Source organism: Chitinophaga agri, assembly GCF_010093065.1.
In the GTDB taxonomy this organism is placed as follows: Bacteria; Bacteroidota; Bacteroidia; order Chitinophagales; family Chitinophagaceae; genus Chitinophaga; species Chitinophaga agri.
The window spans coordinates 294317-308098 of the sequence record NZ_CP048113.1; the positions used below are offsets into that span (position 1 = coordinate 294317).

Below are 13782 nucleotides of genomic sequence, written 5' to 3' on the forward strand. Positions count from 1 at the left end.
AAAATTATGTTCAAAGACAAATGTTTACTAATAACAGGAGGGACCGGCTCATTTGGCAATGCCGTGCTAAAGAGGTTCCTCAATACCGATATCGGAGAGATCCGTATATTCAGCAGAGATGAAAAGAAGCAGGATGATATGCGTAATCTTCTTCGCAGCGATAAGGTGAAATTTTACATGGGTGATGTACGCGATTTCAGAAGTATCGATAATGCGATGGATGGTGTTAACTACGTATTCCATGCAGCTGCCCTGAAGCAGGTGCCATCCTGTGAGTTCTATCCTATGGAGGCAGTCAGGACCAATGTCCTGGGAACTGAGAATGTAGTGGAAGCCGCGATCAAACATAAAATAGAAAAACTGATCTGCCTGGGCACAGATAAAGCGGTGTATCCCATCAATGCAATGGGTATTTCCAAGGCGATGATGGAGAAAGTGGCTATCTCTAAAGCCCGTTTACATACACGTCCGTTGATCACCTGTACAAGATACGGGAATGTGATGGCCAGCAGGGGGTCGGTTATTCCGCTGTTCATTTCACAGATCAAAAGTGGAAAGCCCTTAACGATCACTGACCCGGAAATGACGCGATTTATGATGTCGCTGAGTAATGCGGTGGAGCTGGTATTATTCGCTTTTAACAACGCCAACCCGGGTGATATATTTGTACAGAAAGCCCCCGCTTCTACAATAGGTCAGCTGGCAAGGGTATTACTGGATATATTCAATGCCAGCAATGAAATAAAGGTCATAGGTACCAGACATGGAGAGAAACTGTATGAGACCCTGCTGACCCGCGAAGAGTTTGGTAAAGCGGAAGATATGGGAGATTTCTACCGCATTGCCGCAGATGACAGAGACCTGAATTATGCTAAATATTTTTCTGAAGGTAACCAGGAAATAGCAGCGGCACAGGACTATCATTCACACAATACATACCGGCTAAGTGACGAGGAGCTGAAAGATATGCTGCTGAATCTTGATTATGTACAGGAACAACTAAACGTAGATCATGAGCGATACAGTAACGCTTATTAACGGTAATGTCTTTTCAGATGAGAGAGGAACCCTGCGGTTTGTTAATGACTTTTCCTTTCCTGATGTAAAGCGTTTTTATCAGATCATACATCCTTCTACGGCTACCATACGTGCGTGGCAGGGCCATCGGGTAGAGCACAAATATTTCTACGTTGTCAGCGGCACTTTTGCTGTTGCATGGGTGAAGATAGATGACTGGGACCATCCTTCTCCGGCGCTGGAAGCAGCGTATAAAGTACTTACTGCGAACAGCCCGGCGGTATTGAGCGTGCCACCAGGGTATGCAAACGGACTGAAGGCGCTGGAACCGGATTCGGTACTGATGATCTATTCTAATCTGACACTGGAGGGCTCCGCGAATGACCGCTGGTCGTTCAATCCCGCCTGGTGGCTGGACTGGGAAGCGCTCAGCGTAAAGACAGCGACCATTTAAATACTATCAACGATATGAAAAAAGTAGGTATCAGCGGGCAGCAAGGATTTGTGGGGAGTTACTTATATAACAGGCTGAGTCTGTTGAAAGACGACTATCAGCTTGTACCATTTGAGAGAGCATTTTTCGACCATGAAGACCAGCTTTCGGCATGGGCCGGACAGTGTGATGTCATCGTGCATCTGGCAGGAATGAACCGTCATGACGATCAGCAGGTGATCCATGATACGAATATCAGTCTGACGGAACGACTGATCAGCGCTATTAAAAAGGCCGGAAACAGTCCGCACCTATTGTTCTCTTCCTCTACACAGGAAGAACGCGATAACCTGTACGGACGCTCAAAAAAAGCAGCCAGAAATATACTGAAGGAATGGGCTGATGCACATAACGCGCGGTTCACAGGACTCGTGATACCGAATGTATTCGGGCCGTTTGGGAAGCCTTTTTATAATTCGGTGGTGGCGACTTTCTGCTACCAGTTATGCAATGGTGGTGAGCCGAAGGTTGATCAGGATGGCTTGTTAAAACTGATCTATGTAGATGAATTGTGCGATGAGATCATCAGCTGCATCCGCGGAGAGAATAATGATGCGTTAAAAGAGATCAGCGCAACCAAGGAATGTCATGTTTCAGAAATACTGGCATCACTACGGGAATTTAAGGCTTTGTATCTTGACAGGGGGATATTCCCCAAGTTGTCGGACAGGTTCAGCGTACAGCTGTTCAATACCTTCCGCAGTTTCATCGATCATGGTACTTATTTCCCGGTAGCTTTTAAACAGCATACAGATGAAAGAGGAGCCTTTGTGGAGCTGGTAAAACTTGAGCAGGGGGGACAGGTATCTTTTTCAACAACCGTGCCTGGTATTACCCGCGGTAATCATTTCCACACCAGGAAGATTGAGCGCTTTGCAGTGATCAAAGGCAAGGCCACTATTCAGTTACGGAGGTATAATACAGATGAGGTTATGAACTTCGAGCTGGATGGGGCATCACCTGCCTATGTGGACATGCCTGTATGGTATACACACAACATTAAGAACACAGGAGAAGAAGATCTATATACAATATTCTGGATCAATGAATTTTTTGATCCCCAGGATGCAGACACCTATTTCGAAGTTGTTTAAATAAAAACGTAGGACACGTCAATATGAGCCAGACTTTAAAAAAGCTGAAAGTACTCACTGTAGTTGGTACAAGACCGGAAATAATACGCTTGTCAAGAGTATTGGCAAAGCTGGACGAATCAGTTGCGATAGAACATGTGCTCGTGCATACCGGACAGAATTATGACTACGAATTAAATCAGATCTTCTTTGAAGACCTGGGACTGAGAAAGCCGGATCATTTTCTGGAGGCTGCAGGTAAGACAGCGACAGAAACGATTGGCCAGATCCTAATCAAAATAGACCCGATACTGGAGGCTGAGCAGCCGGATGCCTTCCTGGTACTAGGAGATACCAATAGCTGCCTTTGTGCGATCCCTGCCAAGAAAAGACGCATTCCTATTTTCCACATGGAAGCAGGTAACCGCTGTTTTGACCAGCGGGTGCCTGAAGAGACCAACAGGAGAATAGTGGATCATATCAGTGATATCAATCTCACTTACTCTGATATAGCAAGAGAATATCTGCTCAGAGAGGGACTACCACCTGACCGGGTCATCAAGACAGGCAGCCCGATGTATGAAGTACTCCATCATTATATGCCGAAGGTAAAACAGTCAGATATTTTGCAAAGGCTGACACTGACACCACAGCAGTACTTTGTGGTATCCGCGCATCGGGAGGAGAATATCAACTCGGACCGCCATTTCGAAGCCCTGGTAACAACGCTGAATGAAGTGGCGCGGTTGTTTAAGCATCCGGTCATCGTATCAGCACATCCACGTACACGTAAAATGATCGACGCACAGCAGATCACGTTTGATCCGCTGGTGAAGCTGATGAAACCAATGGGGCTGAGTGATTATATCGCTTTACAGATGAACGCAAAGGCGGTGTTGTCAGATAGTGGAACTATTTCGGAAGAGTCTTCCATTCTGAATTTTCCGGCGCTCAACATCAGGGAGGCACACGAAAGGCCGGAAGCGATGGAAGAGGCATCCGTGATGATGGTGGGACTGAATCCCGAAAGGATCCTGCAGGGGCTCGCACAACTGGATGCGACTCACAAAGCGCAACGTTTGTTCCGGGAAGTGGCTGATTACAGCATGCCGAACGTATCGGATAAGGTAGTCAGACTGATCATTTCATATACAGACTATGTAAAGAGAACTGTCTGGAAAAACCTCGATTGATATGAAGGAAAAGACATTGTGGGTATTAACAGAATTATTTTATCCTGAAGAGACATCGACTGCCTACATCATGACGCAGATCAGCCGGCATGTTGCCAACAGCCGGCATGTACACGTCATCTGCGGACCAGCAGCTTATCAGCAGTCACGCATCACAGGAGAAGGAGCTGACCTGAGTCGTCTTCAGATCACGCGTGTCAATGCCGGGAATTTCAATAAGGATAAGCTGATGCAACGCGTCCTGAAGCTGTTGCTGCTAAGTTGTAAGTTGGCATATGCGCTTTTCCGGCGGGCAAAAAGTGGTGATGACGTACTGCTCGTAACAAATCCGGCGCCACTGCTGGTCATGGCTTCCTACATCTGTAAATGGAAAAAGCTCAGATGTTATACCATTGTGCATGATGTTTTTCCCGAAAATCTTGTAGCGGTTAGTCTGATTAAAAAGAAGAGTATCGCTTATAAGCTGCTGAAACGCATATTCGATAAAGCCTATAGCAAGATGTCTGTTTTACTGGTGATTGGCAGGGATATGAAGGCATTGTTTGAGCAGAAGTTAAATGCCTACAGGCGAAAACCTGAGATCTGTATCGTGGAAAACTGGGCAGATATAGACAGTATAATACCAGAAAGCCGGGATAAGAATACACTTGTCCGGCAGCTAGACATTCATAACCGTATTATCTTCCAGTTTGCAGGCAACCTGGGCAGGGTACAGGGATTAGAGGAGTTATTTGCGGTGATCAGAGAGGTACGTAATCCGGTGCTGCATTTTATGTTTATAGGAGAGGGAGCTATGAAGCAGGAGCTGAAGCAATATGTTCAGCAGCATGGCTTGACAAATGTGTCTATCCTGGATTCGTTTCCCAGAACCAAACAAACAGAATTCCTGAATGCTACGGATGTGGGCATTGTCTCATTGCAGGAAGGTATGATTGGATTGGGGGTACCTTCCAAGTCATATAATATCCTGGCGGCAGGCAAGCCTATACTTTATATTGGAGATGTCGCGGGAGAGATAGGACAGATGGTGTCCGATAACCAGGTAGGGTGGTGTTTTCAGCTACGCGATAAACAGGAACTGATCAGTTTCTTTGATGCGTTTACGCTGGCAGATAAAGATCGATTGCTGGCCGCAGGACAGAGGGCAAGAACGCTCGCGGAGGAAGTTTATTCAAGAGAGAAGATGCTGGAGAAGTACGCACAAATACTTGTCTATAATGAAAGATAACGCGCATGCATTGATCACCGGCGCTTCCGGATTTCTCGGAGGCATGATACTGGACAGGTTATCTGATACCTATCACTTTACGACTATTGGCAGAAAGGCCGTTAATGCGCCAGTCCATCTGCAAATGGATCTGGCCAGGGAGATACGGGCCGACATACCAGTACAACAAGTCGTGATTCATTGTGCCGGTAAGGCACATGCGGTGCCGCGCACAGCAGCGGAAGAGAAGGCGTTTTATGAGGTGAATCTGGATGGAACGATCAACCTTTGCAGGTCACTCGAGGCATCCGGAGCAGTTCCTTCATCGATGGTGTTTATCAGTACCGTAGCAGTATATGGACTGGATGAGGGAGAGTTGGTCAGCGAAGCACATTGTTTGAAAGGAAATACTCCCTATGGTAAGAGTAAAATTGCGGCGGAGCAGTTCCTTACACAATGGGCTACTGAGCAGCATGTGCAGCTGCTGGTACTGCGCCTTCCATTAATTGCAGGCATAAACGCACCGGGAAATCTTGGCGCGATGATCAAAGGCATCGCCAGCTCGAGATACATGAGCATAGGAAATGCGACCGCCAGGAAGAGTATTGTGTGGGCAGGAGATGTTGCCGATCTCATTCCACAGGTGCAGGGGAAGGAAGGGGTCTATAACCTCACAGATGGCCGGCATCCCAGTTTCAGAGAACTCGAAACATGCATTGCTTCGGCATTGAAGAAGAAACAACCCGTCGCTATACCCGTACAGCTGGCCAGGTTGATCGGCTATGCGGGTGATATGCTGGGAAGGTATGCGCCGGTGAATAGTGACAAGCTGCGCAAGATTACATCAACATTGACCTTTGACGATACCAAAGCTCGTGAACAACTCGGTTGGAATCCATCAAGCGTCATAGAAAAACTGTCTACAGCCTTATGATTTATCTGATATTGTTTATCTTATTTACAGGCACACTACTGATCTATTTCAGCATAGCGGACCGGTTTAATATCATAGACAAACCAAATGAAAGAAGTTCACATGCGGCCATCACCATTCGTGGCGGTGGAGTCGTATTTATTATTGCAGCGCTGACGGTATGGGTATTAGACCCAAATTTCTGGCTGGTAGTGACTGGACTGCTGATCATTGGCGGCGTTAGTTTTGCGGATGATATATGGACACTGCCGAACCGTATCAGGATCGTGTTCCATATAACGGCAGTTACATTGATGTTTCTGTATCTGCAGGTGTTTGCTTCGCTCCCTGTTTATCTGATATCCGCTTTGTATATACTCGTGATCGGTATTATCAATGCCTATAATTTTATGGATGGGATCAACGGCATCACAGGACTGTATAGCCTGGTTATTTTAGCCGGATTACAGTATGTGAACCTGCGGCAGGTGGCTTTTACAGCGGAGAACCTGATCTGGATCCCGATGCTGGCTACCGGTGCATTTCTGGTATTTAACTTTCGGAAGAAAGCCGTTTGTTTTGCCGGAGATGTAGGGAGTGTCACGATTTCATTCTGGATAGTGACGTTGTTATTGCAGCTTATTTTTGCGACGGGCAACTGGCTGTATATTCTCTTCCTCGCAGTATATGGTGTAGACGCTGTGCTAACGATCATACACCGGCTTATATTGAGACAAAATATCTTTAAAGCACACAGGTTACACTTTTATCAGTTGCTGGCAAATGAATGCAAGGTGCCTCACCTGGTAGTCTCCGTCCTATATGCCATATTGCAGCTGTTGATCATTTGTGTGATTGTGGGCGCTTACCAGGCGGACAGTAGTTTGCTGATCGCTGTTTGTCTGCTCATGCCACTGGCCATGATATATATTATCCTAAAGCCGCGGATGATGCGCGCTCAAATCAGATAGTTATGCGTTCATGTTGTATTTACGGAATAGGGGGACATGCGAAAGTATTATATGAACTGGTATTACTGAATAATATGCATGTGGCTGGTTTTTTCGATGACAACAGCCCGGCAGGTCATCGCTTCAGGGACTTGCCGGTTGAACGTTATAAACAGACGGTCTTTCCAGGTAATGGTGTTATCATTGGGGTTGGGAATAATCAATCCAGAAAGGATATCGCCTCGGGACTTACTCATCCTGTATATCATCTGACACACCCTTCAGCTGTCTGTTCAGCAGATGCAAACATAAATGAAGGTACAGTTATTTTATCCCGGGCAATTATTCAGGCAGATGTGACCATAGGAATGCATTGTATCCTCAATGCAGGATGCGTTGTTGATCATGATGCGATCATTGAAGACTTCGTACATATAGCCCCACAGGCGTATATTGGCGGTGGTGCCATTGTTGGTGAGGGTGCAGTGATCGGGGCAGGCGCAGTGGTGATGAGACACGCCAGCATTCCGGCCTGGACCGTGATACCGCCGAATGTTGTGATTAATTAGGCGTGGAATTTGTTGGCTTGAAGATGCAAAAATTACTTTTATTATCCACGGATATCATTTATCTGTTTATTCCACAATGTGCATCTGCGAATCGAGTGCTGTGATGCGTCGCCTTATCTTTTGTTTAGTTCAATAATTAGTTAACATCCCAAACATTTCCTTATGAAACGATTACTGCTGTATGCTGTCGTATCCTTACAGGTATTAGTGATTGCCTGCAGGAAGGACTACCATCCTGATGAGGATACTCCAATTACTGAAAAATACCCGATATCACTGGATGTAAGCGGGTTTAGCCATGTCGTTACAGACTATGATGGCAGAATAGTGATTAATAACGAGAATGCGAGAGACTCAATAGAACAGTATATACATTACATCTACTATCTGGTATTTAATGAATACGGTGGATTGGTAAAAACGATCAGACAGGATGCGGATGATCCGGATTTTGGCGCTATCAGGGATTCGCTGCCAGCAGGGATTTACAAAATATCTGTTCTTGGTTCTAAAGATCCCGTTGTGATAGGTCCAGAACCGCTCGATTACATTGAAAAGTTTGCCATTTTCTCATTGCCCGGTACAGATGTATTCTTCAAACAGGTGCAACTCAGTGTAAATGGCCCGGTAAGCCAGCTAATGTCGCTTGACCGGATCATGGCAAAGCTGAAGGTTACGATAAAGGATATGATCCCTATGACGGCAGCATCATTGAATATTCTTCCGGGGATCTACCCCAGATTTCCGGCGGATGCAAACCTGCCATTACCAGGAGCCTTAGATCTTGGTCTGGCCGAGATTACATCCGGCGCAAGATATTCATTATCCTATCGTCCATATAGCCTGCCTATCACAGATTCTCTGAGAGGTAAAAGTAATGTAAGCGTAGAGATGTACATTGTTACATTGGACACCACCAGGACTTCAGTAGATATTGCCTGTCTGAGTGCAGGAGGCGATACGCTGGGTGCGAAAACAATAATGACCGCAGATCTTATTGCCAATAAAAAGACAGTGTTGAGCGGCAACCTGTTTGATAATACAGGTGTCGGCGACACAGTAAAAGTTGTGATCAGTAATCCTGAATGGAAACCAGACAGTATATACGTCGAATTTTAAAGTAGTACACAGTATAGTTTAAGCGTTAAGATTGTCTTATTTGTGCCCGGTCCTTCGCAAGGAGTACCGGGCTGTTTATTTATATAACCATATCGTATAACCATATCTTTAACACGTTCGTATTAGAATATGATTAAATATAATCGTATATTGTGTTTATATTTAGCATGTTACCTATTATAACTTAATTATTCATATTCTATGAGAATGAGATAAACGATATCTTATGAATACCTTACTGAGTGCTGTTAACAGGCGTATGTCCTGTTACAGAAGGTACTATCTATGCCTATGTAAACCAATTTTAGCCTTTATCTTATGTTTATGTTATGACGAGTCCTCCGGACAGGACATCCGGATACAGAATCCTTCATTGGAAGGGATCATTAAAGAGAGTGCTGTACCCGAACATTGGCTACTTGTGTCAAGAACACCTGATATACAGCCGGGCATCTATGGCCAGACGTTGCCTGCATCCGACCAGCAAACGTATGTCGGTATGATCTGTGATTCCCGTACGCAGGAGGGAATTGCGCAGGAACTGGTACAAACACTTGATTCTGGTAAGACATATGAAATCACATTCGATCTGGCGACCAGTGCTTATTATGGAAAGAAGATTGCCTATGGTTCACTGGTAGTGCATGGTAGTAATAGGAAAGGTGAGAGAGAAGATACCCTGTGGACTTCCGGCATCATCACCCACAAGACCTGGCAGAGTTATACAGCTCAGATTACGCCAAAGAAACGTTATCGGTATATTTCGTTCAGTCCGTATAAAATGCCGGAAGACACCAGTGCAACCGCGGTTTCGGTACTTATTGATCATCTGTCGGACCTGAGAGAGAGCATCAAATTGCAGACAGTCTCTAAAAATACCTGCCTGGGACTGGCAAACGGATGGGTGTCGGTTAACGTAAAAGCACCTGATAGCTGTACCTATGAATGGCAGCCGGGGTCCTTTAAGACGCGCTCTGTCTCGGGACTTGCCGCCGGCAGATATAGGGTGTCTGTCCGAACGCACCAGGGTGCCACTTCCTATGCAGATGTCGATGTCCATACGTCTGATATACTGGCAGCAGTGCAGGTAGCCGCGCCCACCTGTAACGGAGAGAAGGATGCAGTGATCAGCATAGACGCCGCCGGTGGACAGGCGCCTTACACATTTTACATCAACGAGGAAAAAGTTGGTCGTCAGTCGGGTGTCATAAAGAATCTGGCGGAAGGGAAGTATACAATTGTCGTAAAAGAGAGTGGTGGGTGCACAGAGAAAAAAGATGTAGAGATCAAGTCACCGGAGACACTCTCAATTGCCAGTGCTAAGACCAGGAACACCAGTTGCAGTGCGGTGACTGATGGTATGCTGACAGTGACGCCGCAGGGTGGTACCTATCCCTACACCTATAGTCTGTCAGGCAGGGCTGATCAGCAGGACAGTGTTTTTAACGGACTGGCTCCCGGAGAATATCAGTATACGATCACAGACCAGCATCATTGCCAGATATCCCGGAGTTTTGTTATTGCAAAAGAATACAGAGATTGCGCCGTATGGATGCCGAATGCCTTTAGTCCGAATGGTGATGGGCAGAATGATATATTCCGTGCGAAAGTTCATGATGCGGTAACCGATTTCCGGATGGCTGTTTATGGCAGATGGGGGCAACTGGTGTTTGAGAGTCGTAATCCAGATAATGGCTGGGACGGAAAAGAGAAAGGATCGGTTGTGCCAGCGGGCAGTTATTTATGGGTGGTGACCTATACCGACAGCAAGCAACAGGCGATACAACAAAAGGGCACCCTGGTGCTGGTAAGATAGCTTAAAAGAACAGGGGTTGCAGCTTTCCCGGCTGCAACCCCTGTTCATATACCTTTGTGTCGAATAAGGTAAGAGGTTAACTTATTTTACGTGCTGATTCATGAGTTTAGCCAGCTCGAACATAGATATCTGATCTTTCCCGCCGAATACTTTCTTCAGTTTTTCGTCAGCGTTGATATTACGCTTGTTCTGAGCGTCCTGCAGATTATGCTCTTTAATGTAATCCCAGATCTTTTTAGTGATCTCAGTTCTTGGCAGCGGCTCACTACCAATTACTGCGGCCAGTTCTGCGCTTGGAGTCAGAGGGGCTTTCAGACCTTTACCTGGTTCCTTTTCAGAAGCTGATTTAGTAGTGGTTTTTGCTGCTGGTTTTGCTGTCGTTTGTTTTGAAGTAGGCATTGTAAACCTTTTTTATGATTGTAATACCCACGCAACACCAAATACTATGCCCTAAATGCCAGATGTAAGCTTTTGATAAAGAAAGTGATAAAATAACTTTTATATCTTCGCAATATTGTCAGTGAACATCCCCTTACCAAAGCTATACCTGCATGTCGTCCTTCCATAAACAGTTAATACTGAATGAAGATACTGCCTTCTACCAGCTGGTGCTCTGCGCCGTGTTTGTAGCAGTAGTGCCTCCACAGCACCTCACAGGCGGTGAACGCCTATGTGAATGGCGTGGTGCGGTCTTTTATAGCAGGTACCTGGCAGGGGCCTTCTGCACCTTTCAGGAAGAAGAGGCACTAGTATAATTAAAAGGGAAGCATTATTTTACGGTAACACATTCCCCGTAATTGTATGTTCCGCCGTTACTGCAGAAAAACGCTTTATTACATTCCATTTGTCGTAATACTCTTTGGTTTACAGGCATTTCAACCTGTTGGGCTGTCTACACCCCGCTTCCGTGTGCTGGCACTGGCAGAGAATGGGGGACATCATATTGCCTATTCAAGGGCAGCGAAGGTCTGGCTGGATCAGCTGGCGGGTGACAGCAATTTCGTCATTGACTACATTGATAATACGGAAAAGATAGACAGTACCTACCTCTCACAATATCGCCTGTTCATTCAGCTGGACTATCCGCCCTACGCCTGGAAAGACAAGGCTGTGAAAGCTTTCGAACAGTATGTGAACGAGGGCAGGGGAGGCTGGATCGGTTTCCATCATGCGACATTGCTGGGAGAATTTGATGGATACGGGATCTGGCCCTGGTTTTACGCCTTTATGGGGCAGATCAGGTTTAAAGACTATATAGCGGGTTTGGCGTCCGGCGATGTACATGTAGAGGATGCTGCCCACCCTGTCCTGGAGGGTGTTCCACCGGTGTTTAAAATAAAGACGGAAGAATGGTATACGTATGATAACAGTCCGCGGGCACATGTACATGTCCTGGCCAACGTAGATGAGCATTCTTACCAGCCTGCATCCTCCAAAACAATGGGTGACCATCCGGTTATATGGACCAATCCGGCCTATAAAGCACGCAATGTGTATATTTTTATGGGGCATTCTCCCGACCTTTTTGAAAATAACAGCTACCTGACACTCTTCAAAAACGCGATTTTCTGGGCTTCCGGACAGAAATAGGGTGCAATTTTCGTCATGAAATTGTCACATATTATCTGTTTGACGACTTTTTTTACGGCAAAGCGATTTTCTGAAAAAGGTGAAAAATCATACGAAGAATGTATTGACGGTTGATGTTACCAATCGGTTTCATTTGCCCGAAACGGGCAAAAAAGGGTGAAAATGTGGTAAAAAATTACCATGCATATTCACGCAGACAATTTACTGTATGTTTATACATACAACAAACGTGTCAGCCCGTAGCAACCTATTCCTTCAACAATAAATCTTCGTTAACCAAGGATTAACAACTTTCTAATTAGCAAAGTCTTAATATTGCATTAACAATCCGCTGTAAGGGTAGCCCCAGTTGCCAAATGCGATTCGACAACTGGGGTTAACAAACAATGGATGAAAGACCGGCTTTCCATTCATGGTTGGCCGTTTCCTTTTTATACAAACTCCTCTGCATAAAAAAAGAGCGTTCTATATGAACGCTCTTTTTGTTTTATGTCTTAGGTTCAGACAGCCACAGATAAGGGCTGCCGTAGTTTGCGCGCTTTGCTGTCCCCATAGTCAGTCTTACCAGACGAGATCTGCCAGGTATCAAAACCCGGATATAACTCCGGACCGTATGCCTTACATGCATACAATATCTCCGGCCTTCCTGCAAGTCCTTCCAGCAGCAAATGCTGCATACCCGTTTTCTGACCCAGCATAACAGCTTCGTGCAGGAGCACCCGTAAGGGCGCATCAAACAGGAAATTTTCATGCGTAGCAGCGATGTGAAGTTTCATCAGGTCATTACAGCATGTCAGTAACGCACCAGCAGCTGTTTGCATACCCTGACCCGCTAAGAGCAGACACGCATCAAATCCTCCCGGACGTAGCATTTGTCTGAACCATGCTTTATCATAATGAGCCGCAGCCTGTTGATTCAATGCTCCCAGGTTCCGGCGGAATATCTCTCCGAAAGCATCCACATCATGGATAGCCAGTGCCTGACGCACAGTATATCCTTTACGTTGAAGCAGGGATAACCGATTGCCGAAATCTTCCCCATAATGTTCCGGCTGCATGCCCGTACCCGGTGTGATCTGGATAAGCATGCTCTCAGGGTTTTTCCGGAGTACCCCCAGGCTGATTGGTTTAAAGTTTTTATGTATTAAAGGATGTAGCTGAACAGATACGCTTATAATTGTATGCTGTTCCATGAAAAGCCTGAACATGCGCTCAAAACGCTCCTGCATGCCACTGTTCAGCAATGCGAAATTGGTGCTGCAAAGTGGCCCTGCATAACTGTGAAGGGAGTACTGGCGAACACCGTTCGTCTCACCTTCCGATTTTCTGATAACGGGCAACGCAATGAATTCGTTCTGTTCTTCATAGACAAGCAGCAACGGCTCTCCGTCTGCAGCCGTGCTGTGATAGTGCCAGGAATGATTAAAGTCAGACATATGGGCGTTTCTTACAAAACGGTCCCAACGCCTGTTATCATAAATGGTCACAACGTTAAAGGACATCATTAAAACTGATTTTTCAATAAAGGATCTAAAAGTGTACCGGCAAAATGTCAAGATAATTTTAGTAATGGCAATCGGGCTTAAAAAATATATATTTCTAAACCTTATAGCATGGTCTTTAATAATATGGTTAACTGGGATTTATTAGGACTGCTAATTTCAAAACGATTATGGTATTGTTTTTGTAAAGCTGCCCTTAGTTAATCATGACAATCTGTTACACTATGAAAAGCACACAATAAAGGAGTAAATTTCCTTTTTCTGTCCCATGGTTAATCTCGAAGACGCAACCCCTATGCCATTGGAGTAATTGGCTGTAAACCAACGATATTGGGCGTTT

Annotated in this window: 14 protein-coding genes; 12 read left to right on the forward strand and 2 right to left on the reverse strand. The window is 45.5% G+C overall.

Annotated features, from left to right (window positions below; all coding sequences use genetic code 11):
• Positions 1 to 6: 6 nt before the first annotated feature.
• The 10 genes from GWR21_RS01120 (at position 7) to GWR21_RS01165 (ending at position 10350) form a co-directional block, all read left to right on the forward strand.
• Complete coding sequence (locus GWR21_RS01120; RefSeq protein WP_162329946.1) at positions 7 to 1038, forward strand: polysaccharide biosynthesis protein; 1032 nt, start codon at positions 7 to 9, stop codon at positions 1036 to 1038.
• Positions 1013 to 1471 carry a cupin domain-containing protein gene (locus GWR21_RS01125; RefSeq protein ID WP_162329947.1) on the forward strand — a complete coding sequence of 153 codons (459 nt, stop codon included), beginning with the start codon at positions 1013 to 1015 and terminating at the stop codon, positions 1469 to 1471. The genes GWR21_RS01120 and GWR21_RS01125 overlap by 26 nt, the downstream gene beginning before the upstream one ends.
• A 14-nt stretch (positions 1472 to 1485) precedes the next feature.
• A complete protein-coding gene (locus GWR21_RS01130; protein WP_162329948.1) occupies positions 1486 to 2604 on the forward strand; it encodes a polysaccharide biosynthesis C-terminal domain-containing protein in 1119 nt (372 codons plus the stop codon).
• Positions 2605 to 2627: 23 nt separating this feature from the next.
• Positions 2628 to 3776, forward strand: coding sequence for a non-hydrolyzing UDP-N-acetylglucosamine 2-epimerase (wecB, locus tag GWR21_RS01135; RefSeq protein ID WP_162329949.1), 1149 nt, complete (start codon positions 2628 to 2630; stop codon positions 3774 to 3776).
• A gap of 1 nt (position 3777) precedes the next feature.
• Positions 3778 to 5004, forward strand: coding sequence for a glycosyltransferase family 4 protein (locus tag GWR21_RS01140; protein ID WP_162329950.1), 1227 nt, complete (start codon positions 3778 to 3780; stop codon positions 5002 to 5004).
• Positions 4994 to 5917, forward strand: coding sequence for an NAD-dependent epimerase/dehydratase family protein (locus GWR21_RS01145; protein WP_162329951.1), 924 nt, complete (start codon positions 4994 to 4996; stop codon positions 5915 to 5917). Before GWR21_RS01140 ends, GWR21_RS01145 begins: the two co-directional genes overlap by 11 nt.
• A complete protein-coding gene (locus GWR21_RS01150; protein WP_162329952.1) occupies positions 5914 to 6867 on the forward strand; it encodes an MraY family glycosyltransferase in 954 nt (317 codons plus the stop codon). Before GWR21_RS01145 ends, GWR21_RS01150 begins: the two co-directional genes overlap by 4 nt.
• 2 nt (positions 6868 to 6869) lie before the next feature.
• Positions 6870 to 7415: a PglD-related sugar-binding protein gene (locus GWR21_RS01155; protein WP_162329953.1), complete on the forward strand. Its 546-nt coding sequence runs from the start codon at positions 6870 to 6872 to the stop codon at positions 7413 to 7415.
• 162 nt (positions 7416 to 7577) lie between these two features.
• Positions 7578 to 8534, forward strand: coding sequence for a hypothetical protein (locus tag GWR21_RS01160; protein ID WP_162329954.1), 957 nt, complete (start codon positions 7578 to 7580; stop codon positions 8532 to 8534).
• A gap of 226 nt (positions 8535 to 8760) precedes the next feature.
• Entirely contained in the window at positions 8761 to 10350 is a 1590-nt protein-coding gene (locus GWR21_RS01165) for a T9SS type B sorting domain-containing protein (protein WP_162329955.1), read from the forward strand.
• Between the two features lie 81 nt (positions 10351 to 10431).
• On the opposite strand, the gene GWR21_RS01170 is transcribed toward GWR21_RS01165, so the two are convergent.
• Positions 10432 to 10749 carry an SWIB/MDM2 domain-containing protein gene (locus GWR21_RS01170; protein WP_162329956.1) on the reverse strand — a complete coding sequence of 106 codons (318 nt, stop codon included), beginning with the start codon at positions 10747 to 10749 and terminating at the stop codon, positions 10432 to 10434.
• 152 nt (positions 10750 to 10901) lie between these two features.
• On the opposite strand from GWR21_RS01170, the gene GWR21_RS01175 reads away from it, so the two are divergent.
• The gene (locus tag GWR21_RS01175; protein ID WP_162329957.1) at positions 10902 to 11105 is read left to right on the forward strand and encodes a hypothetical protein; all 204 of its coding nucleotides are present in this window, start codon (positions 10902 to 10904) and stop codon (positions 11103 to 11105) included.
• A gap of 46 nt (positions 11106 to 11151) precedes the next feature.
• Positions 11152 to 11940 (forward strand): ThuA domain-containing protein, encoded by a 789-nt coding sequence (locus GWR21_RS01180; protein ID WP_162329958.1) that lies wholly within the window; start codon positions 11152 to 11154, stop codon positions 11938 to 11940.
• 500 nt (positions 11941 to 12440) lie between these two features.
• On the opposite strand, the gene GWR21_RS01185 is transcribed toward GWR21_RS01180, so the two are convergent.
• Positions 12441 to 13445 (reverse strand): hypothetical protein, encoded by a 1005-nt coding sequence (locus tag GWR21_RS01185; RefSeq protein WP_162329959.1) that lies wholly within the window; start codon positions 13443 to 13445, stop codon positions 12441 to 12443.
• Positions 13446 to 13782 lie beyond the last annotated feature (337 nt).

Bases quoted from the DNA above. Each gene is read 5' to 3' on its own strand.
- wecB (WP_162329949.1), top strand. From the start codon at position 2,628: ATGAGCCAGACTTTAAAAAAGCTGAAAGTACTCACTGTAGTTGGTACA.
- GWR21_RS01145 (WP_162329951.1), top strand. From the start codon at position 4,994: ATGAAAGATAACGCGCATGCATTGATCACCGGCGCTTCCGGATTTCTC.
- GWR21_RS01175 (WP_162329957.1), top strand. From the start codon at position 10,902: ATGTCGTCCTTCCATAAACAGTTAATACTGAATGAAGATACTGCCTTC.
- GWR21_RS01185 (WP_162329959.1), bottom strand. From the start codon at position 13,445: ATGATGTCCTTTAACGTTGTGACCATTTATGATAACAGGCGTTGGGAC.
- GWR21_RS01155 (WP_162329953.1), top strand. From the start codon at position 6,870: ATGCGTTCATGTTGTATTTACGGAATAGGGGGACATGCGAAAGTATTA.
- GWR21_RS01130 (WP_162329948.1), top strand. From the start codon at position 1,486: ATGAAAAAAGTAGGTATCAGCGGGCAGCAAGGATTTGTGGGGAGTTAC.
- GWR21_RS01165 (WP_162329955.1), top strand. From the start codon at position 8,761: ATGAATACCTTACTGAGTGCTGTTAACAGGCGTATGTCCTGTTACAGA.
- GWR21_RS01120 (WP_162329946.1), top strand. From the start codon at position 7: ATGTTCAAAGACAAATGTTTACTAATAACAGGAGGGACCGGCTCATTT.
- GWR21_RS01125 (WP_162329947.1), top strand. From the start codon at position 1,013: ATGAGCGATACAGTAACGCTTATTAACGGTAATGTCTTTTCAGATGAG.
- GWR21_RS01180 (WP_162329958.1), top strand. From the start codon at position 11,152: ATGTTCCGCCGTTACTGCAGAAAAACGCTTTATTACATTCCATTTGTC.
- GWR21_RS01140 (WP_162329950.1), top strand. From the start codon at position 3,778: ATGAAGGAAAAGACATTGTGGGTATTAACAGAATTATTTTATCCTGAA.
- GWR21_RS01160 (WP_162329954.1), top strand. From the start codon at position 7,578: ATGAAACGATTACTGCTGTATGCTGTCGTATCCTTACAGGTATTAGTG.
- GWR21_RS01150 (WP_162329952.1), top strand. From the start codon at position 5,914: ATGATTTATCTGATATTGTTTATCTTATTTACAGGCACACTACTGATC.
- GWR21_RS01170 (WP_162329956.1), bottom strand. From the start codon at position 10,749: ATGCCTACTTCAAAACAAACGACAGCAAAACCAGCAGCAAAAACCACT.